Annotated in this window: 4 protein-coding genes; all 4 read left to right on the top strand. The window is 72.8% G+C overall.

Annotation, left to right across the window (positions count from 1 at the left end):
• Positions 1-536: 536 nt before the first annotated feature.
• Positions 537-926, top strand: coding sequence for a nuclear transport factor 2 family protein (locus AC060L_RS31380; protein ID WP_483802357.1), 390 nt, complete (start codon positions 537-539; stop codon positions 924-926).
• 54 nt (positions 927-980) lie between these two features.
• The gene (locus tag AC060L_RS31375; RefSeq protein ID WP_483802356.1) at positions 981-2,171 is read left to right on the top strand and encodes a cytochrome P450; all 1,191 of its coding nucleotides are present in this window, start codon (positions 981-983) and stop codon (positions 2,169-2,171) included.
• Between the two features lie 12 nt (positions 2,172-2,183).
• A complete protein-coding gene (locus AC060L_RS31370) occupies positions 2,184-2,381 on the top strand; it encodes a ferredoxin (RefSeq protein WP_483802355.1) in 198 nt (65 codons plus the stop codon).
• A gap of 189 nt (positions 2,382-2,570) precedes the next feature.
• A partial coding sequence (locus AC060L_RS31365) for an SDR family NAD(P)-dependent oxidoreductase (RefSeq protein WP_483802400.1) occupies positions 2,571-22,507 on the top strand: 19,937 nt, incomplete at its 3' end.

Here is a 22,507-nt window from a genome sequence, read left to right as displayed (position 1 = left end):
CGCCGCCTCGTGATGATGTCGCGGAGGTGTCGGTGCGTACCGGGACAAGATCGGAATACCCCGGTGGTGCTGATGGCACTGGATGGTCTCCATGTTCCTACCTTCGCTGCGTGAGGGCGGGGGTAACACGGGGGACGCGGTGTAGGAGACCGCGCGGAGCGCCTGCAGTTCGAGTGCCAACTGCATGGGAATAGTCCGGTCGCCTCCCCCGAGAGGCCGCGCAATTGCATCGGGACCAGGGCCGATCGATCGTATCAGGAGCCATCGGCCGTCCCTGGTCGATCTTGACGCAACCTTGCCCAGTATTCAGGTGAACATGCCAGACAACGATCGAATACGTCGCACTATCGGACATGTCGAGGCGGTGTGTCGTGGATGCGGGGGGCGCGGAGAAGGCGGGTGGATTTCGCGACCGCCGCGCGGGCCACGTACCGGCCCCTCGGGGTGCGCAGGGGTGCGAACAGGGGTGGCGCCCCTACCGGGCTCCTCGAAGACTGGGGCATATCCCGCAGCCCACTTCGCTAGGAGAGATCGGCGTGCCCGACGAGGCGACCCGCAAGGCCCTGGCGCTGGAGTACTGCCGCCGGATGAACGCCGGCGACGTCGAGAGCGTCCTCCAACTCTTCGCTCCCGACGTCGTCTTCGAGGACCCGGTGGGCTCCGGCGAGCAGGTCGGCCACGAGGCGCTGCGCGCCCACCTCACCCGCGCGATCGTCGACGACCGCGTCCAAGAGCGGCCCGGCACCCCGGTCACCGCGCACGACGGCAAGACCGTCGTGCTGCCCGCCACCATCGAGCTGCGCCCGCGCAGTTACCCGAAGCCGATCGAGATCTCGATCATCGGGATCGTGCAGGTGGGCGACGACGGCCTGGTGCACGACCTGCGCGCGCTGTGGGGCAACACGGACCTGCGCGTACTCGACTGACCCCACCCCCCGCACCCCCACGCACTTCGATCGCCGACCGGAAGGACCGCAGAGATGACCGAGGTTCCGGCTGTGGCCAGGCCGCTTCCCACCGCGCGCCGCACGCCACTTGACCCGCCGCCGGAGCTGATGGAGCGTCAGCGCGAGTGCCCGGTCAGCCGGCTGTCCTACCCGGACGGCAGTGAGGGCTGGCTGATCACGGGCTACGACCAGGTCCGCGCGGCCCTGGCCGACCTGCGCTTCAGCTCGCAGAAGGACCTGCTGCACTCGCCGCTCAACGCGCAGGAGCCGACCCCGGCCGAGCCCGGCTTCTTCCTCTACACCGATCCGCCGGAGCACACCAAGTACCGCCGCCTGCTGACCGGCCTGTTCACCATGCGCCGGATGAACCAACTGGCCGAGCGGGTTCAGGAGATCGCGCAGACCGCGCTGGACGCGATGGAGGCGGCCGGCCCGCCGGTCGACCTGGTGCCCGCGTTCGCGGTGGCCCTCCCGTCGCTGCTGATCTGCGAGTTGCTCGGCGTCCCGTACGAGGACCGCGAGGTCTTCCAGCACAACTCCACGGTGATCCTGGACACGAACACGCCGCACGAGCAGGCGTATGCGGCGCTCGAGGCGATACAGACGTACCTCGCCGGCCTGGTCGAGCGGCGCCGGGGCGCCGAACCCTCGGACGACATCCTCGGCGGACTGGCCGCGCAGCAGGAGCTGACCGTCGAGGAGGTCACCAACATCTGCTTCCTGCTGCTGGCGGCCGGCCACGACACCACCGCGAACATGCTCTCGCTGGGCACCTACGCGCTGCTGACCAACCCCGACCAGCTGGCCAAGCTGCGCTCCGGCGAGACCACGATGGAGAGCGCCGTCGAGGAGCTGACGCGCTACCTGACGGTCAACCACTACGGCCCTCTCCGCGCCGCCCGCGAGGACTTCGAGTTCGAGGGCTGCCCGATCAAGGCGGGCGAGACGATCACCCTGTCGGCCTTCGCCGCGAACCGGGACCCGAACCACTACCCCGACCCCGACCGCCTCGACTTCGACCGTGGCGGTCGCGGCCAACTCTCCTTCGGGCACGGCATCCACCAGTGCATCGGGCAGCAACTGGCCCGGATCGAGATGCGGATCGGCTTCGAGGCGCTGCTCGCCCGTTTCCCCGGACTGCGGTTGGCCGTGCCGGCCGATCAGGTCCCGATGCGCGACTCGTCGCTGATCTACGGCGTCAGCTCGATGCCGGTGGCCTGGTAGGAGGTCCGGCAGATGCGTGTGGAGATCGACCGCGACCAGTGCTGCGGCGCGGGGACGTGCGTGTGGCAGGCGCCCGAGGTGTTCGACCAGGACGAGGCCGACGGCCTGGTCGTCCTGCTCACCTCCCAACCGTCCGAGACGCTGCACGAGGGCGTCCGCGAGGCGATCGGGCTCTGCCCCTCGGGGACGATCCGGCTCGCGGAGCGGTGAGCAGTCAGTAGTACGGCAGTCAGTAGTACGGCAATGAGCAGTACGGCAGTGAGCAGTGCGGCAGTGACGAGTGCGACCGGCTGAGAAACCGAAGGGCTTGAAATGCTGAGTGGGGTCCGTTCCGGCACCGACAGGTCCGCCGACCACCAGGCGGGCCGGGACCGCCGCGAGCCTATCGCCGTGGTGGGCATGTCCTGCCGGCTGCCCGGCGTGGACGGCCCCGGCGGCTTCTGGCAGCTGCTGCGCACCGGCGCCGACACCATCGCACCGCCCGCCGCCGACCGGCCGGGCATCGGTGGCGTGTCCGGCCTGGGCTCCTTCCTCCCCTCCGTCGACCGCTTCGACCCGGAGTTCTTCGGCATCTCCGCGCGCGAGGCCGCCGCGATGGACCCGCACCAGCGGCTGATGCTGGAGCTGAGCTGGGAGGCCCTGGAGGACGCGGGTACCGTGCCCGCCACGCTGGCCGGCTCGCGCACCGGGGTGTTCGTCGGCGCCTTCTCCGACGAGTACTCGATCCTGCTGCACGCGGGTGGCCCCGACGCGATCACCGCGCACAGCACCACCGGCCTGCACCGCAGCATCATTGCGAACCGGGTCTCCTACGTGCTCGGCGCCGGCGGCCCCAGCATGACCGTGGACACCGGCCAGTCCTCCTCGCTGGTCGCCGTCCACATGGCCTGCGAGAGCCTGCGCTCCGGCGAGTCGGAGACGGCTCTGGCCGGCGGGGTGAACCTGATCCTCTCCCCGGAGTCCACCGACCGGATGGAGCGCTTCGGCGCCCTGTCGCCCGACGGTCACTGCTACACCTTCGACGCCCGGGCCAACGGCTACGTCCGCGGCGAGGGCGGCGCGGTGCTGCTGCTCAAGCCACTCGCCCGCGCGCTCGCCGACGGCGACCGGATCCACTGCGTGATCCGCGCCAGCGCCGTCAACAACGACGGCGGCGGCGCCACGCTCACCGCCCCGAGCAGCACCGCCCAGCAGGCGGTGCTGCGCCGCGCGTACGAGCAGGCGGGCGTGGATCCGGCGGAGGTCGGTTACGTCGAACTGCACGGCACCGGCACCCCGGTCGGAGACCCGGCGGAGGCGGCCGCCCTGGGAGCCGTGCTCGGCGCCGCCCGCGCGGCGGACCAGCCGCTGGTGGTGGGCTCGGCGAAGACCAACGTCGGGCACCTGGAGGCGGCGGCGGGGGTGATCGGCCTGGTGAAGGCCGCCCTGGCGCTCACCCACCGGCAGATCCCGGCCAGCCTGAACTTCGCCCGGCCGAACCCCGACATCCCACTGGCCGACCTGAACCTGCGGGTGCAGACCGAACTGGCCGACTGGGAGCAGCCGGTGGGCCCGCGGATCGCGGGAGTGAGCTCGTTCGGCATGGGCGGGACGAACTGCCACGTCGTCCTGGAAGAGGCAGAGGCGGCGGTAGCGCAGGAGGGAGGTGTGGGTGCTGGGGCCGGGAGCGGAACTCTGCCTGTTCTGGTCAGCGGGCACACCGAACTGGCGCTGCGCGCCCAGGCCGCCCGCCTGGCCGACTTCCTGACCGAGGAGCCGGACGTCGCCCTGCCCGACTTTGCGTACTCGCTGGCCACCTCGCGCTCGCAGTTCGCCCACCGGGGTGTGGTGCTGGCCGCCGATCGCGCGCAGGTGGTGGCGGGCCTGGCGGCGCTGGCGGCGGGGGAGTCCGCCCCCGGCGTCGTCCAGGGTGCGGTGCGGTCTTCGGGGCGGGCGGTGTTCGTCTTCCCGGGGCAGGGTTCGCAGTGGCTGGGGATGGCGGCCGAGCTTCTCGACTCCTCCCCGGTGTTCGCGGAGCGGATGGCTGCGTGTGAGGCGGCGCTGGCGCCGTTCACGGACTGGTCGCTGAGCTCGGTGCTGCGTTCGGAGTCCGAGGAGTGGCTGGGCCGCGCCGACGTGGTGCAGCCGGCGCTCTGGGCGGTGATGATCTCGCTCGCCGCGCTGTGGCGTTCGTTCGGTGTGGAGCCGGCGGCGGTGGTGGGGCACTCGCAGGGTGAGATCGCGGCGGCGTGTGTGGCCGGTGCGCTCTCGCTGGAGGACGGTGCGAGGGTGGTGGCGCTGCGCGGCCGGGCGCTCATGGCGCTGGCCGGGAGCGGCGGCATGGTCCTGGTCTCGCTGCCGGTCGATCAGGTCGCCACCCTGATCGCCCCGTTCGCCGATCGCCTGGCGGTGGGCGCGATCAACAGCCCGCACTCCGTCACCGTCACCGGTGCCCCCGCGGCCCTCGACGAACTCCTCGCCGCCTGCGAGCAGCAAGGCGTCTGGGCGCGCCGGGTGCCGATCGACTACCCCTCGCACTCCGCGCAGGTGGAGTCGATCCGCGAGGAACTGCTGGCCGAACTGGCCGGCATCCGGCCGCAGGCCCCGCAGGTGCCGTTCTACTCGACGGTGACCGCCGCCCGGCTGGACAACACCGCACGGGACACCACCGTTCTGGACGCCGAGTACTGGTACGCCAACCTGCGCCAACCGGTTCGCTTCGAGGAGACCGTCCGCCTGCTCCTCGACGAGGGGCATGACGCGTTCATCGAGACCAGCGCCCACCCCGTGCTGACCACCGCCGTCCTGGAGACGATCGAGGCCACCGACCGCGACGCGGCCGCGCTCGGCACGCTGCGCCGCGGCGAAGGCGGATTCGAACGGTTCCTCACCGCCCTGGCCGAAGCGCACGCCGCCGGGGCCGAGATCGGCTGGCAGCCGCTTCTCACACCGACCGGGGCGACCCGGCTGACGCTGCCCACCTACGCGTTCCAGCGGCAGCGGTACTGGCTGGACGACACGAACGACACGGCCGGTATCGACGGGGGCTCCGCCGACACCGGCCGGCAACAGCCGGTGCTGGCCGCCCGCTTGGCCGCGCTGCCGGCCGAGGAACAGGAACAGGCCCTGCACGACCTGGTCCGCGCCCACACCGCGACCGTGCTCGCCCGCCCCGCGCTCACCGCGGCCGACGCCCAGCGCACGTTCAAGGACCTGGGCTTCGACTCGCCGACCGCCGTCGAGTTCCGCAACCGCGTCAACACCGACACCGGCCTGCGCCTGGCGACCACCCTCGCCTACGACCACCCCACCCCGGCCGCCGTCGCCCAGCACCTGGCCGCACTCCTGCTCGGCCCCGGCAAGGCGCCCGTAGCCGTGGCCCCGGCTGCGGTCGCGCTGCCGGTGGTGGACAACGAGCCGATCGCGATCGTCGGGATGGCCTGTCGGCTGCCTGGCGGGGTCGGCTCGCCGGAGGAGTTGTGGCGGCTGGTCGAGGAGGGCCGGGACGCGATCGGCGGGTTCCCCACCGACCGTGGCTGGGACCTCGATGCCCTCTACGACCCGGACCCGGCGCACCCGGGCACCAGTTACGCGCGCCACGGCGGCTTCCTCGACGACATCGCCGACTTCGACGCCGAGTTCTTCGGCATCTCGCCGCGCGAGGCGCTCGCCATGGACCCGCAGCAGCGGCTGCTGCTCGAATCCTCCTGGGAGGTCTTCGAGCGCGCCGGCATCGACCCGGCGCAGCTCAGGGCCAGCCGGACCGGGGTGTTCGTCGGAGCGATGAACCAGGACTACGGCGCCCGGCTCGACGAGGCCGCCGACGGCTCCGAGGGCTACCTGCTCACCGGCACCACCGGCAGCGTGCTCTCCGGCCGGCTCGCCTACTCCTTCGGCTTCGAGGGCCCGGCGGTGACGGTCGATACGGCGTGCTCGTCCTCGCTGGTCGCGCTGCACCTGGCGGTCCAGGCGCTGCGCGCCGGCGAGTGCTCGATGGCGCTCGCGGGCGGGGTGGCGGTGATGTCGAGCCCCGGCATGTTCGTGGAGTTCAGCCGTCAGCGCGGGCTGGCCCCCGACGGCCGGTGCAAGCCGTTCTCGACGGCTGCGGACGGCACCGCCTGGGCCGAGGGCGTCGGCGTGCTGCTGGTCGAGCGGCTCTCGGACGCGCGGCGCAACGGGCACCGGGTGCTGGCGGTGGTGCGTGGCAGTGCGGTCAACCAGGACGGCGCAAGCAACGGCCTGACGGCGCCGAACGGTCCCTCCCAGCAGCGGGTGATCCGCCAGGCACTGGAGAGCGCGGGCCTGGCGCCGCAGGACGTGGACGCGGTGGAGGCGCACGGGACGGGGACGACGCTCGGTGACCCGATCGAGGCGGAGGCGCTGATCGCGACCTACGGTCAGCGGCCGGACTCCGAATCGCGGCTCTGGCTGGGTTCGTTGAAGTCGAACATCGGCCATGCCCAGGCGGCGGCGGGCATCGCGGGTGTGATCAAGATGGTGCTGGCGATGCGTGCCGGTGTGCTGCCGAAGACGTTGCATGTGGATGCACCGTCTTCGCATGTGGATTGGTCGGCGGGTGCGGTGGAGTTGCTGACCGAGGCCCGCGCGTGGCCGGAGGCGGAGCGTCCGCGTCGGGCGGCGGTGTCCTCGTTCGGGATCAGTGGGACGAATGCGCATGTGGTGCTGGAGGGGGTTCCGGCGGAGGAGGGGGACGAGCTCTCGCCTGCTGTGTCGGGTGGGGTGCTGCCGTTCGTGGTGTCGGGGAAGTCGGAGGCGGCGCTGCGTGAGCAGGCGGTCGGGCTGGCCGACTTCCTGGGCGAGCGGCCGGACGTCGGCCTGGCCGACGTTGCGTTCTCGCTGCTGTCCTCGCGTTCGCAGTTCACCCATCGGGGGGTGGTGCTGGCTTCGGATCGTGCGGAGCTGGTGGCGGCCCTGGCGGTGGGGGAGTTCGTGCAGGGTGTGGCCTCGGTGGCGGGCCGGGTGGTGTTCGTCTTCCCGGGGCAGGGTTCGCAGTGGCTGGGGATGGCGGCCGAACTGCTGGATGCCTCGCCGGTGTTCGCGGAGCAGGTGGCTGCGTGTGAGGCGGCGCTGGCGCCGTTCGTGGACTGGTCGCTGACTTCGGTGCTGCGTTCGGAGTCGGAGGAGTGGCTGGCTCGGGTTGATGTGGTGCAGCCGGTGTTGTGGGCGGTGATGGTTTCGCTCGCTGCGCTGTGGCGCTCCCACGGTGTGGAGCCCGCCGCGGTGGTGGGTCACTCGCAGGGGGAGATCGCGGCGGCGTGTGTGGCCGGTGCGCTCTCGCTGGAGGACGGCGCGAGGGTGGTGGCGCTGCGCAGCCGGGCGCTGCTGGACCTGGCCGGTACCGGCGGCATGGCCTCGATCGCGCTGCCGTCCGCTCAAGTTGCCGAGCTGATCGTGCCGTTCGGCGATCGCCTGTCGATTGCGGCGCACAACGGCCCGAGCTCCGTCACCGTCTCCGGCGAGCCGGGTGCCCTGGACGACCTCCTGACCATGTGCGAGCGGCAGGGCATCTGGGCGCGTCGGGTGCCGGTGGACTACGCCTCGCACTCGGCGCAGGTGGAGCCGATCCGCGAGTCGTTGATCGAGGCGCTCGCCGGGATCGAACCGCGTGCAGCGCAGGTGCCGTTCTACTCGGCGGTGACCGCTTCCCGCCTGGACACCGCCACGCTCGACGCCGAGTACTGGTACACCAATCTGCGTCAGACCGTGCGGTTCGAGGAGACCGTCCGCCTGCTCCTGGAGCAGGGCCATGACGCGTTCATCGAGACCAGCGCCCACCCCGTGCTCACCACCGCGATCGAGTCGACCGACGATCAGGCGGCCGTGCTCGGCACGCTGCGCCGAGGCGAGGGCGGACCGAGTCGCTTCCTCACCGCGCTCGCCGAGGCCCATGTCCGTGGCCTCGCCGTCGACTTCGCCGTGCCCGTCACCCAGTGCATCGATCTGCCGACGTACGCGTTCCAGCGCCGCCGCTACTGGCTTCAGGCGCCTCCGGGTGTTCGGGGCGGGTTGGGTGCGGTGGGGCTGCGGGATGCGGAGCATCCGCTGCTGGGTGCGTGTGTGGAGTCGGCGGATGGCGGCGTGCTGCTGACCGGGCGGTTGTCGTTGGCGGCGCAGCCGTGGCTGGCGGATCACGCGGTGGCGGGTACGGTGCTGTTGCCGGGGACGGCGTTTGTGGAGCTGGCGGTGCGGGCCGGCGATGTGGTCGGCTTCGGCCGCATCGACGAACTCGCCCTCGAAGCGCCGTTGGTGATACCGCGCCATGGTGGCGTGCGGATCCAGGTCACGGTCGGTGCGGCCGAGGCCGACGGCTCGCGGGTCGTGCAGGTGTTCTCGCAGCATGAGGAGGAGACGGCGCAGTCGGGCTGGACCCGCCACGCCGCAGGCACCCTGTCGGAGCGCGGTGCCGACCCGGACGTCTCGTTCGCCGCCGCGCAGTGGCCCCCGGTTGGTGCACAGAACGTCGAGCTGGACGACTTCTACGACGACCTGGCGGCACGTGGTTACGAGTACGGCCCCGCGTTCCAGGGTCTGCGTGGGGTCTGGCGTTCGGGTGAGGATGTCTACGCCGAGGTGGCGTTGCCCGCCGAGCAGCGGGTGGAGGCCGCGCGCTTCGGCCTCCACCCCGCGCTGCTCGACGCCGCACTGCACGCCATCCTGCCCAGCGGCGCGGCGCCCGCGAGCGCCCCGGACTCGGTGCGCCTGCCGTTCGTCTTCAAGGATCTGACGCTCTTCGCCGGAGCCGCCTCGCAGGTCCGGGTACGGCTGACGCCGACCGGCCCGGACACCGTCCGCGTGCTGCTGGCCGACGCCGTCGGTGTGGCGGTGGCCTGCGTCGAGGCGCTGACGCTGCGCCCGATCGCCACTGAGGCGCTCGCCGCCTCGACCGTGGCGCCGGAGGACGCGCTGTTCCAGGTCGAATGGCTCCCGGCCGAGGCCGGCGCCGTGCCGTTCGCCGGCAGCGTCGTCGAACTCGACCCGGATGAAGTCGACTTGGACGCGGTGGCGGCGGCGGCCGACGGCGTTCCCGAGATCCTCGTCCTGCCGTGCATCAGCGGGCAGGGGGTGCGGGACGGCGGCGCGGATGCGGCTCGTCGTGCCGTGGCGGATGTGCTGGCGGTGGTGCGGGGCTGGTTGGCCGATGAGCGGTTCGCTGGGTCGCGGCTGGTGGTGGTGACGCGGGGTGCGGTGGGTGTGTTGGGCGTCTCCGACCTGGCGGCTGCGCCGGTGTGGGGTCTGCTGCGGTCGGCAGCGACCGAGCATCCCGGCCGTTTCACCCTCGTGGACCTCGACGACGATGGGGATGGCCTGGCAGCGGCGTTGGCGTGTGGCGAGGCTCAGGTGGCGGTGCGTGGGGGCGCGGTGCTGGTGCCGCGTCTGGTCCGCGCCGCTGTGGAGACGAGCCAGGGTGTCTCGTTCGGGACTGGCACGGCGCTGATCACCGGTGGCACCGGCACGCTCGGTGCGCTGGTCGCCCGGCACCTGGTGACCGAGCACGGGGTGCGCAGTCTGGTGCTGCTCAGCCGTCGCGGCCCGGAGGCGCCCGGTGCGCAGGAGCTGGTGGCCGAACTGGCTGAACTCGGCGCCCGGGTGGTGGTCGAGGCGTGTGACGCCGCCGACCGTGAGACTCTGGTGGCCGTCCTCGCCCGCGTCCCGGCCGATGCCCCGCTGACGGCCGTCGTCCACGCGGCCGGCGTCCTCGCCGACGGTCTGGTCGAGTCGATGACCCCGGAGCAGCTGGATCTCGTGCTCCGCGCCAAGATCGACGGCGCAGTCAACCTGCACGAGCTCACCCAGGGCCAGGACCTCGCCGCCTTCATCCTCTTCTCCTCCGTCTCGGGCATCCTGGGTGGCCCCGGCCAGGCCAACTACGCCGCCGCGAACACCTACCTTGACGCCCTCGCCGCTCACCGCCGCGCCGCCGGCCTGCCCGCCACCTCCCTTGCCTGGGGCCTGTGGGACGAGGCCAGCGGCATGACCGGCGCGATGAGCGAGGCCGACCGGCGGCGGCTGAGCCGCCTGGGCGTCGCGCCGGTCGCCTCGGACCGGGGCCTGCGCCTGTTCGACGCCGCGCTGGCACGCGATGCGGCGCTACTGGTACCCGCCGCCCTCGACCTCCCGGCGGTGCGCGGCCAGGCCAGGGACGGATCGCTGCCGAGCATGCTGCGCGGCCTCGTCCGCACCCCGCCGCGCCGCGCGGCGAGCAGCACCGCCGCCGCCCCGGAGACCCGTTCAGCCCTGGAGCAGCGCCTCGCCGCCCTCGCGAGCGAGGCCGAGCGCGAGCGCGTGCTGCTGGACGTGGTGCGCGAGCAGGTCGCCACCGTGCTCGGCCTGCCGGCGGGTACGGCCGTCGAGGCCGGCACCACGTTCAAGACGCTGGGCTTCGACTCGCTCACCGGGCTCGACCTGCGCAACCGGCTGAACGCGGCCACCGGCCTGCGCCTGCCCGCCACGCTGGTGTTCGACTGCCCGACCCCGGCGGCGCTGCTGCGCGTGGTCCGCGCCGAACTGCTAGGCACGGAGCCGGAGTCGGTGCCCGCCGCCGGGTCTGCTGCCCTGGTGGCGGACGACGAGCCGATCGCGATCGTCGCCATGGCCTGCCGCTACCCGGGCCAGGTGGCCTCGCCGGAAGACCTGTGGCGGCTCGTCGCCCAGGGGCAGGACGTCATCGCACCGTTCCCCGCCGACCGCGGCTGGGATCTGGAGGGCCTCTACGACCCGGATCCCTCGGTCTCCGGGACGAGTTACGCCCGCGAGGGCGGATTCCTCTACGAGGCGGGCGAGTTCGACGCCGGGTTCTTCGAGATCTCGCCGCGCGAGGCGCTCGCCATGGACCCGCAGCAGCGCCTGCTGCTGGAGACCTCCTGGGAGCTCTTCGAACGCGCGGGCATCGACCCGATCGCGCTGCGCGGCAGCCGCACCGGCGTCTTCGTCGGCGTGATGTACCACGACTACGCGTCGGGGATGCAGCAGGTGCCCGACGGCGTCGATGGCTACCTGCTGATGGGCAACGCCGGTAGCGCCGCCTCCGGCCGGCTCTCGTACACCTTCGGCTTCGAGGGCCCGGCGGTCACCGTGGACACCGCCTGCTCCTCCTCCCTGGTGGGCCTGCACCTGGCCGTCCAGGCGCTCCAGCGTGGCGAGTGCGCGATGGCGCTGGCCGGCGGTGTCACCGTGATGTCCACGCCCGAGGTCTTCGTCGAGTTCAGCCGCCAGCGCGGCCTGTCGCCCGACGGGCGCTGCAAGGCCTTCGCGGCCGCGGCGGACGGGACCGGCTGGTCCGAGGGTGTCGGTGTGCTGCTGGTCGAGCGGCTCTCGGACGCGCGGCGCAACGGGCACCAGGTGCTGGCGGTGGTGCGCGGTACGGCGGTGAACCAGGACGGCGCGAGCAACGGTCTGACGGCGCCGAACGGCCCCTCGCAGCAGCGGGTGATCCGCCAGGCACTGGAGAGCGCGGGCCTGGCGCCGCAGGACGTGGACGCGGTGGAGGCGCACGGCACCGGCACCACGCTCGGCGACCCGATCGAGGCGCAGGCGCTGATCGCCACCTACGGTCAGCAGCGAGACGCCGAATCCCCGCTGTGGCTCGGCTCGTTGAAGTCGAACATCGGCCACACCCAGGCGGCGGCGGGTGTCGGTGGCGTGATCAAGATGGTGATGGCGATGCGCGAGGGCGTGTTGCCGCGCACGTTGCACGTGGACGAGCCGTCGTCGCATGTGGACTGGTCGGCGGGTGCGGTCGAGCTGCTGACCGAGGCCCGGCCGTGGCCGGAGACGGGCCGGCCGCGTCGCGCCGGTATCTCCTCGTTCGGCGCGAGCGGCACCAACGCGCACGTCGTCATCGAGCACGTGCCCGCACCGGCACAGGAGTTCACGCAGGAACCGGAGCCGGCCTCGGTCGTGCCGTGGCTGCTGTCGGCGAAGTCCGACGAGGCCCTGCGGGCGCAGGCGGCCGCGCTCGGCGCCCACCTGCGGGAGAATCCGGAGCTCGACCTGACGGTGGCGGCCTCGGCGCTGGCCACCACGCGCGCCGCGCTGGACGAGCGCGCCGCCGTCCTCGCCTCCTCCCGCGCCACGCTGCTGAGCGGTCTGGACGCGATCACGGCGGGCGAGAGCGCGGCCGGCGTCGTCCGTGGCTCTGCTCTCGGAGCGGGTGGCCTCGCGTTCCTGTTCACCGGTCAGGGCAGTCAGCGGGTCGGTATGGGACGGGAGTTGTGCGAGCGGTTCCCGGTCTTCGCCGAGGCGCTGGACGAGGTCTGCGCGCTCTTCGACCCGCTGTTGGAGCGGCCGTTGCGCGAGGTGATGTTCGACGACACCGAGAGTCTGCTGGGTGAGACGGTGTTCACCCAGGCGGCCCTGTTCGCGCTCGAAGTGGCGCTGTTCCGTTTGCTTGAATCGTTCGGTGTGCGGGCGGGCTTCCTGCTCGGCCACTCGATCGGTGAGCTGGCCGCCGCGCATGTCGCGGGGTTGTGGTCGCTGCCGGATGCGGTCACGGTGGTGGCCGCGCGTGGCCGGCTGATGCAGCAACTTCCCACCGGTGGTGCGATGGTGGCCGTGCAGGCCACCGAGGCCGAGGTCCTCGCCGCACTGGCTGAGGGGGCGGAGATCGCGGCCGTCAACGGCCCGGACTCCGTGGTGATCTCCGGTGACGAGGCGCCAGTGCTCGAAGTGGCGGCTCACTTCAAGGCGTTGGGCCGCAAGACCCGTCGTCTCACGGTCAGCCACGCGTTCCACTCGGCCCGGATGGAGCCGATGCTGGCGGAGTTCCGTTCCGTCCTGGAGAGCGTGGAGTTCGGCAGCGTGGAGCTGCCGATCGTCTCCAACCTCACCGGCGCCCTCGCCGCTCCCAGTGAACTCGCCACCGCCGACTACTGGGTGCGGCAGGTCCGCGAGGCGGTCCGGTTCGCCGACGGCGTCACCACCCTCGACGCCCAAGGCGCGCGCACCTTCGTCGAGTTGGGCCCCGACGGCGTGCTCACCGCGATGGCACAGGACTGCCTGCCGCCGCAGAGCGGTGCCGCGGCGGTGGCGGTGCTGCGCCGGGATCGCGCGGAGGGCGACGCGGTGCTCTCGGCGCTCGCGGCCGCGCACGTGCGCGGCCACCAGGTCGGGTGGGCGGCGGCGTTCCCGCAGGCCGTATCCCCGTACCGCGACCTGCCCACCTACGCCTTCCAGCACCAGCGCTACTGGCTCACCCGCGCCGCGTCCGCGGCTGCGGATGCTGCCGGGCTGGGCCTGGTGGCGGCCGGACATCCGCTGCTCGGCGCGAGCGTGCGCCTGGCGGGCAGCGACAGCGTCATGCTGACCGGGCGGATCTCGCTCCAGGCCCAGCCCTGGCTCGCCGATCACGCGGTGGCCGGCACGGTGCTGCTGCCCGGCACGGCCTTCGTGGAGCTGGCGGTCCAGGCGGGCGACCGGGTGGGCTGCCGCCGGGTCGAGGAGCTGACGCTGCGGGCACCGCTCGTGGTCCCCGAGCAGGGCGCGCTCGCGGTGCAGGTGTCCGTGGACCCGCCCGCGCAGCCGGGGCGGCGCGCGGTCGCCGTCTACGCCCGGGACGAGACCGCGGGCGACGACGGCGAGTGGACCTGCCATGCCTCCGGGTTCCTCGCCGAGGAGGCCGCGGCACCGGACTTCGACTTCGTACTCTGGCCGCCGGCTGGCGCGGAGCCGCTCGCCACCACCGACTTCTACCAGCAGGCCGCGGCGGCCGGATACCAGTACGGTCCCGCGTTCCAGGGCCTGCGTGCGCTGTACCGGGGCACGGCGGGCGAGCTCTTCGCGGAGGTGCAGCTCCCCGCCGGGCTTCCTGCCGGCCCGGGCACGGACGCGCACCCGGACGCGGGCCGTTACGGCGTGCACCCCGCGCTGCTCGACGCTGCCCTGCACGCCATGCTGCAGCCCGCTGCGGGCACCCCGCTCACGCAGGAAGGGCCGGGCCTGCGGCTTCCGTTCTCGTGGACCGGTCTGACGCTGCACGCCGCCGCCGCGTCGGCGCTGCGCGTGCGCCTGGCGCCGGTGGACGGGGACGCCGACGCGATCACGCTCCAGGCCGCCGACGGCACCGGAGCACCCGTGCTCTCGGTGGACGCGCTCGTGCTGCGCAGCGCGGACGCGACGCGGCTGGGCGGCGCTGTCGTGGTGGACTCGCTGTACCCCGTGCGCTGGACACCGATCGCCGACGGCCTGCGCGTTGACGGCCTGCCCGCCGACGAGCAGGGCGAGCTGACCGTCTTCGACTGCGCGCCGATCCCGGTCACCGCCGGGGCCGAGCACGAGGGCGTCCCCGGCCTCGCCGGCCTCGCCGACCTCGCATCGGCCGAGGCGCAGCGCCTGTTGGCAGCCGTGCAAGCCTGGTTGGCGGCGCAATCCGCCCAGGGCTCCGCAGCCGCCCCGGCCACAGATGACTCCGGTGCCCCGGCCGCTTCGGCGTCGAGGTTCGTCGTGGTCACGCACGGCGCGGTGGCGGTGGCGCCGGGCGATGTGGTGTCCGACCTGGCGCATGCGCCCGTCTGGGGTCTGGTGCGCTCGGCGCAGAGCGAGCACCCCGGCCGCTTCGTGCTGATCGACACCGATGACACTGCCGACTCGATCGCCGCACTGCCATCCGCACTGGCCTCGGCGCTGTCCTCCGCGCTGGCAGCCGCGCCGGCGAGCGGCGAACCGCAGCTGGCGCTGCGCGATGGCGCGCTGCTCGCCCCCCGGCTGACCCGGACCGCCGCCTCCGGCGCGCTGCTTCCGCCGCCCGGTTCGTGGCGGCTGGACACGGCCGGTGCCGGCACCCTGGAGAACCTGGCGCTGGTCGCGGCCCCGGAGGCCGAACAGGAGCTGGCCGCCGGGCAGGTGAGGATCGCGGTCCGCGCGGCGGGTCTGAACTTCCGCGATGTGCTGATCGCGCTCGGCATGTACCCGGGTGCGGCCTCGATGGGCGGCGAGGGTGCGGGCGTCGTGGTCGAGGTCGGGCCCGGGGTGGCCGATCTCGCGGTCGGCGATGCGGTGTTCGGGATGCTGGCGTCCTTCGGCCCGCTGGCCGTGGCCGATCCGCGCACCCTCGTGAAGCTGCCCGCGCACTGGTCCTTCGAGCAGGGCGCCTCGGTGCCGATCGTCTTCCTGACCGCCTACCTCGGCCTGGTGGAACTCGCCGCGCTGCAGCCGGGTGAGCGGGTGCTGATCCACGCGGGTGCGGGTGGCGTCGGGATGGCCGCCATCCAACTGGCCCGCCACCTGGGCGCGGAGGTCTTCGCGACCGCCAGCGAGGGCAAGTGGGAGACCCTGCGCGGGCTCGGCTTGGACGAGGCACACATCGCCTCCTCCCGCACCCTCGATTTCGAGCAGAAGATCCGTACGGCCACCGACGGCCGTGGCGTGGACGTGGTCCTCAACTCCCTTGCGGGAGAGTTCATCGACGCCTCACTGCGGCTGCTCACCCCCGGCGGCCGGCTGCTGGAGATGGGCAAGACCGACCCGCGCGACCCGCAGTGCGTCTCCCAGGACCACCCGGGGGTCTCGTACCAGGCGTACGACCTGCTGGATGCGGGGCCCGAGCGGATCTCGGTGATGCTGGCCGAGCTGCTCGGCCTGTTCGCCGCCGGCACGCTCTCCCCGATTCCGGTGCGTGCGTGGGACGTTCGGCGGGCACCGGATGCGTTCCGCTTCATGTCCCAGGCCCGGCACACCGGCAAGCTCGTGCTGCGGATGCCGACCCCACTCGACCCCGACGGCACCGCGCTGATCACCGGCGGCACCGGCACCCTCGGTGCCCTGGTCGCCCGCCACTTGGTGACCGAGCACGGCCTGCGCAGTCTGGTGCTGCTCAGCCGTCGCGGGCTCGACGCCCCCGGTGTGTGGGAGCTGGTGGCCGAACTGGCCGAGCTGGGCGCCCGGGTGGTGGTCGAGGCGTGTGACGCCGCCGATCGCGAGGCGCTCGCGGATGTGCTGGCGCGGATTCCGGCCGAGGCACCACTGACGGCCGTCGTGCACGCGGCCGGCGTCCTCGCCGATGGTCTGATCGAGTCGATGACCGCGGACCAGGTGGAGCGCGTGCTGCGCGCCAAGGTGGACGGTGCGGTCAACCTGCACGAGCTGACGAGCAGTCAGGATCTCTCCGCGTTCGTGCTGTTCTCCTCCGTCGCGGGCCTGTTCGGCACCCCGGGGCAGGCCAACTACGCGGCCGCGAACACCTTCCTGGACGCGCTCGCCGCCCGCCGCCAGGCTGAGGGCCTGCCCGCCACCTCGGTGGCCTGGGGCCTGTGGGCCGAGGCCAGCGCGATGACCGGCCAGCTCAGCCGCCAGGACCTGGCCCGGATGCGCCGCACCGGCATCGCCGCGCTCTCCGCCGAACAGGGCCTGGCCCTGCTGGACGCGGCGCTGGCCACCGGCGAGCCCAACCCGGCGGCCGTCCGCCTGGACCACGCCGCGCTGCGCGCCGCCGCAGCCTCCGGTGCGCTGCCCGCACCGCTGCGCGGTCTGGTCCGCACCCAGGCGCGCCGCATCGCGCAGGCCGAAGTCGTGCGTGAGGAGTCCTCGTTGGCGCTGCGGCTGGCCGGGCTGCCGGCCGCCGAGCAGGACCAGCTGCTGACCGATCTGGTGCGGACCCAGGCCGCCATGGTGCTCGGCCACGCCACGGCCGACCTGATCGCAGCCGAGCAGACGTTCAAGTCGGCGGGCTTCGACTCGCTGGCCGCCGTCGAGCTGCGCAACCGGCTGGGCGCCGTGACCGCGCTGCACCTGCCCAGCACCCTGACCTTCGACTACCCGACCCCGGCCGCGCTGGCCGGCTTCCTGCGCGAACAGTCGCTCGGTACGGCCGCTGCCGCCGTCCCTGTGGCCCCGGCGGTCACGCTGCAGGCGGTGGACAACGAGCCGATCGCGATCGTCGGGATGGCCTGCCGGTTCCCCGGTGGGGTCGGCTCGCCGGAGGAGTTGTGGCGGCTGGTCACCGAGGGCCGTGACGCGATCGGCGAGTTCCCGACCGACCGCGGCTGGGACCTGGAGGGCATCTACGACGCCGACCCCGACAGCTCGGGCAAGACCTACGCGCGCCACGGCGGGTTCCTGGACGCGGTCGCCGACTTCGACGCGGACTTCTTCGGCATCTCCCCGCGCGAAGCGCTCGCCATGGACCCGCAGCAGCGGCTGCTGCTCGAATCCTCCTGGGAGGCGATCGAACGGGCCGGCATCGACCCGGCGCAGCTGAAGGCGAGTACGACCGGTGTCTTCATCGGCGCGGTCTCGCAGGACTACGGGCCACTGCTGAGCCGCAGGCCGGAGACGGTCGAGGGCTACCGCCTGACCGGCACCACCGGCAGCGTCGCCTCGGGCCGGCTGGCCTACTCCTTCGGCTTCGAGGGACCGGCGGTGACGGTCGATACGGCGTGCTCGTCCTCGCTGGTCGCGTTGCACCTGGCGGTCCAGGCGCTGCGCGGCGGCGAGTGCTCGATGGCGCTGGCGGGCGGTGCGACGGTGATGTCGAGCCCGGACATGTTCGTGGAGTTCAGCCGTCAGCGCGGGCTGGCCCCTGACGGCCGCTGCAAGGCCTTCGCCGATGGCGCGGACGGCACGGCGTGGGCCGAGGGTGTCGGTGTGCTGGTGCTGGAGCGGCTGTCGCAGGCGCGGCGCAACGGGCACCGGGTGCTGGCGGTGGTGCGTGGCAGTGCGGTGAACCAGGACGGTGCGAGCAACGGCCTGACGGCGCCGAACGGGCCTTCGCAGCAGCGGGTGATCCGCCAGGCGCTGGCGAACGCGGGTGTGGCGGCCGACCAGGTCGATGTGGTCGAGGCACATGGGACGGGTACGACGCTCGGTGACCCGATCGAGGCGCAGGCGCTGCTCGGGACGTATGGGCAGGGGCGCGCTGCCGAGCGGCCGTTGTGGCTCGGGTCGCTGAAGTCGAACATCGGTCACGCGCAGGCTGCTTCGGGTGTGGGCGGCGTGATCAAGATGGTGATGGCGCTGCGTGCGGGCGTGCTGCCGCGCACCTTGCACGTGGATGCGCCGTCTTCGCATGTGGATTGGTCGGCGGGTGCGGTGGAGTTGCTGACCGAGGCCCGGCCGTGGCCGGAGGCGGAGCATCCGCGTCGGGCGGCGGTGTCCTCGTTCGGGATCAGTGGGACGAATGCGCATGTGGTGCTGGAGGGGGTTCCGGCGGAGGAGGAGGGTGTCTCTGCGAGCGTGGCAGGTGGTGTGCTGCCGTTCGTGGTGTCGGCGAAGTCGCCCGCCGCCCTGCACGCACAGGCCGTCCGCCTGGCCGACTTCCTGAGCGAGCACCCGGACGTCGCTCTGGCCGACGTTGCGTTCTCGCTGGCGTCCTCGCGTGCGGTGATGGAGCAGCGGGGGGTGGTGCTGGCTTCGGATCGTGCGGAGCTGGTGGCGGCTCTGGCGGCGGGGGAGTTCGTTCGGGGTGTGGCCTCGTCGGCCGGCCGGGTGGTGTTCGTCTTCCCCGGTCAGGGTTCGCAGTGGCTGGGGATGGCGGCCGAACTGCTGGATGCCTCGCCGGTGTTCGCGGAGCGGATCGCTGCGTGTGAGGCGGCGCTGGCGCCGTTCACGGACTGGTCGTTGAGCTCGGTGCTGCGTTCGGAGTCGGAGGAGTGGCTGGCCCGGGTCGATGTGGTGCAGCCGGTGTTGTGGGCGGTGATGGTTTCGCTCGCTGCGCTGTGGCGCTCCCATGGTGTCGAGCCCGCCGCGGTGGTGGGTCACTCGCAGGGGGAGATCGCCGCCGCCTGTGTGGCCGGTGCACTCACACTGGAGGACGGCGCGAAGGTGGTGGCGCTGCGCAGCCAGGCGATCCTCGCGTTGGCGGGCAGTGGCGGGATGGCGTCGGTCTCGCTGCCGGTGGATGAAGTCGCTGAGCTGATCGTGCCGTTCGGTGAGCGCCTGTCGGTGGCGGCGGTGAACGGTCCGGCCTCCGTCACGGTGGCGGGCGAACCGGCCGCGCTCGACGAGCTGTTGGCACTCTGCGAGCAGCGCGACATCTGGGCGCGTCGGGTGCCGGTGGACTACGCCTCGCACTCCGCACAGGTCGAGCCGATTCGTGAACGGCTGCTGGCCGAACTGGCCGGGATCGAACCGCGTGCAGCGCAGGTGCCGTTCTACTCGGCGGTGACCGCTACTCGCCTGGACACCACGACCCTCGACGCCGAGTACTGGTACACCAACCTGCGTCAGACCGTCCGTTTCGAGGAGACCGTCCGCCTGCTCCTGGAGCAGGGCCACGACGCCTTCATCGAGACCAGCGCCCACCCCGTCCTGACCACCGCGATCGAGTCCACCGCCCCCCAGGCCATCGTGCTCGGCACACTGCGCCGTGGTGAAGGCGGCCCGGAGCGCCTGCTGACCGCGCTCGCCGACGCATACGCCAACGGCGTCGCCGTCGACTTCGGCCTGCCGGACGGGCAGCGCATCGACCTGCCGACCTACGCATTCCAGCGCCGCCGCTACTGGCCGCAGGCCGGTACCTCGGCTTCCGGTGACATCACGTCGGCCGGCCTGACCAGCGCGGAGCACCCGCTGCTCGGTGCCGCCGTACGGCTCGCGGACTCCGACACGCTGGTGTTCACGGGATCGCTCTCGCTCGCCGCGCAGCCGTGGCTGGCCGACCACCGAGTGGCCGGTACGGTCCTGCTGCCCGGCACCGCCTTCGTCGACCTCGCGATCCGCGCGGCGGACGAGGTCGGCTGTGACCTGCTGGAGGAACTGGTCCTGGAGGCGCCGCTGCGGGTGCCGGACCAGGGCGCGGTGCGGATCCAGGTCAGCGTGGGCGAGCCGGCACCGTCCGGCGCCCGCACGCTGAGCATCCACTCCCGCCCGGCCGACGCGGACGAGGCGCAGCCGTGGACGCGCAATGCCGGCGCCGTACTGGGCACCGGCACGGGCGCAAGCACCACGCAGTTCGCCGTCTGGCCGCCGTCCGGCGCCCAGAAAGTCGAACTGGACGACTTCTACGACGGCCTCGCCGAGGCCGGACACGGATACGGCGAGCTGTTCCGTGGACTGTCGGCGGCCTGGCGCGTCGGCGAGGACGTCTATGCCGAGGTGGCGCTGCCCGAGGGCGCGCGGGACCAGGCCCAGTCCGGGTTCGGCCTCCACCCGGCGCTGCTGGACGCGGCCCTGCACGGGATCGCGCTGGACGGCCTGGCGCCGGGCCTGATCCGGTTGCCGAGCCGCTGGGCCGGGGTGTCGCTGTCCGCGACCGGCGCCACCGCGCTGCGGGTGCGCCTGGCGCGGCTCGGCCCGGACGAGGTCGCCGTCGAGCTCGCCGACCAGGCAGGCCGACCGGTCATGACGGTGGACTCGCTGATCATCCGCCCGGTCCCGATCGAGGAGTTCGAGGACGCGCAGCGCGATGGGCGCCGGACGCTGTACCAGCTCGACTGGGTCCCGGCGGCCCCGGCCGAGACCGGCGCGTCGCCCGAGCAGTGGGCCACGCTCGCGGGCATCGGCGGCTGGGACCTCCACCTCGCACAGCCGGTCTACGCCGACCTCGCCGCACTCGCCTCGGATAGCCCTGTGCCGGACGTCGTTCTGCTGCCGTGCACCGCCGATGCGGATGGGTCGCTGACCGAGCGGGCGCATGCGGTGGTGGCGGGTGTGTTGGTGGTGGTGCGGGACTGGCTCGCGGATGAGCGGTTTGCCAGGTCGCGGTTGGTGGTGGTGACGCGGGGTGCGGTGGGTGTGTCTGACCTTGCCGCCGCGCCGGTGTGGGGTCTGCTGCGGTCGGCGGCTTCCGAGCATCCGGGGCGTTTCGGTTTGGTGGATCTGGAGGACGACGGCGATGGCTTGGCTGCGGCGTTGGCGTGTGGTGAGGGTCAGGTGGCGGTGCGTGGGGGCGCGGTGCTGGTGCCGCGTCTGGTCCGCGCTGCGCTGTCTGGTGAGGCTGCGTCCTTCGGGACTGGCACCGCGCTGATCACCGGTGGTACCGGCACGCTCGGTGCGCTGGTCGCGCGGCATCTGGTGGCCGAGCACGGTGTGCGCAGTCTGGTGCTGCTCAGCCGTCGCGGCCCGGACGCTCCCGGCGCTCAGGAGTTGGTCGCCGAACTGTCCGAACTCGGCGCCAGCGTAATGGTGGAGGCGTGTGACGCGGCCGACCGCGAGGCCCTGGCCGCCGTCCTCGCCCGCATTCCGGCGGAGGCACCGCTTACGGCCGTCGTGCACGCCACCGGCGTTCTCGCCGACGGTCTGGTCGAGTCGATGACCCCGGACCAGCTCGACCTCGTGCTGCGTGCCAAGATCGACGGCGCAGTCAACCTGCACGAGCTCACCCAGGGCCAGGACCTCGCCGCGTTCGTGCTCTTCTCCTCCGCTGCCGGTGTCTTCGGCAACAGCGGCCAGGCGAACTACGCGGCCGCGAACACGTTCCTCGATGCCCTCGCCACCCACCGCCGCGCCGACGGCCTGCCAGCCCTCTCCCTGGCCTGGGGCCCGTGGGCGCAGGCCAGCGGCCTGACCCGCGCCGTCCAGGACAGCGCGGCCGCCCGCGTCCTGCGACGCGGTGTCCGCGCCCTGACGGACGAGCAGGGCCTCGCGCTCCTCGACACCGCCCTCGGCCAGGACACCGCGCAGCTCGTCCCGGTCCTGCTGGACCCGGTCGCACTGCGCGCCCAGGCCACCGCCGGCCTGCTGCCGGACGTGCTGCGCAGCCTGGTGCGCGCGGCCACTCGGCGGGTCGCGGCGGCCACCGAGAGCTCGACCGCGGGCACCTTCGCGTCCCGGCTGGCGGGCCTCGACGAGCCGGCCCGCGAGGCGGAGATCCTCGACCTGGTCCGTACGAACGTGGCGCTCGTCCTGGGTCATGAGTCGGGGCAGGCGGTGGAGGCGGGTCGGGCGTTCAAGGAGCTTGGGTTCGATTCGATGCTGGCGGTTGATCTGCGGAACCGGTTGAACGCGGTGACGGGTCTGCGGTTGCCGGCGACGTTGGTGTTCGATCACCCGACGCCTGCGGCGATCGCGGTGGAGTTGCGTGCGTTGCTGTTGGGCGCGCCGGCTTCGGCGGCGGTGGTCCCGGTGGGTGTGGCGGTCGAGGGCGATCCGGTGGTGATCGTGGGGATGGCGTGCCGGTATCCGGGTGAGGTGGGTTCGCCGGAGGATCTGTGGCGGCTTGTCGCTCAGGGGCGGGATGCGGTGTCGGGGTTCCCGACGGATCGTGGGTGGGATCTGGAGGGTCTGTTCGATCCGGATCCGGAGCACCGGGGGACGTCGTACGCGTGTGAGGGTGGGTTCCTGTACGACGCGGGCGAGTTCGATGCCGGGTTCTTCGGGATCTCGCCGCGTGAGGCGCTTGCGATGGACCCGCAGCAGCGCCTGTTGCTGGAGTCCTCGTGGGAGGCGTTCGAGCGGGCGGGCATCGA

The organism is Kitasatospora sp. NEAU-69, from assembly GCF_057158765.1.
The sequence above is the reverse complement of the archived record's forward strand: the minus strand, read 5'-3'. Positions and strand labels throughout refer to the sequence as shown.

Bases quoted from the DNA above. Each gene is read 5' to 3' on its own strand.
- AC060L_RS31375 (WP_483802356.1), top strand. From the start codon at position 981: ATGACCGAGGTTCCGGCTGTGGCCAGGCCGCTTCCCACCGCGCGCCGC.
- AC060L_RS31370 (WP_483802355.1), top strand. From the start codon at position 2,184: ATGCGTGTGGAGATCGACCGCGACCAGTGCTGCGGCGCGGGGACGTGC.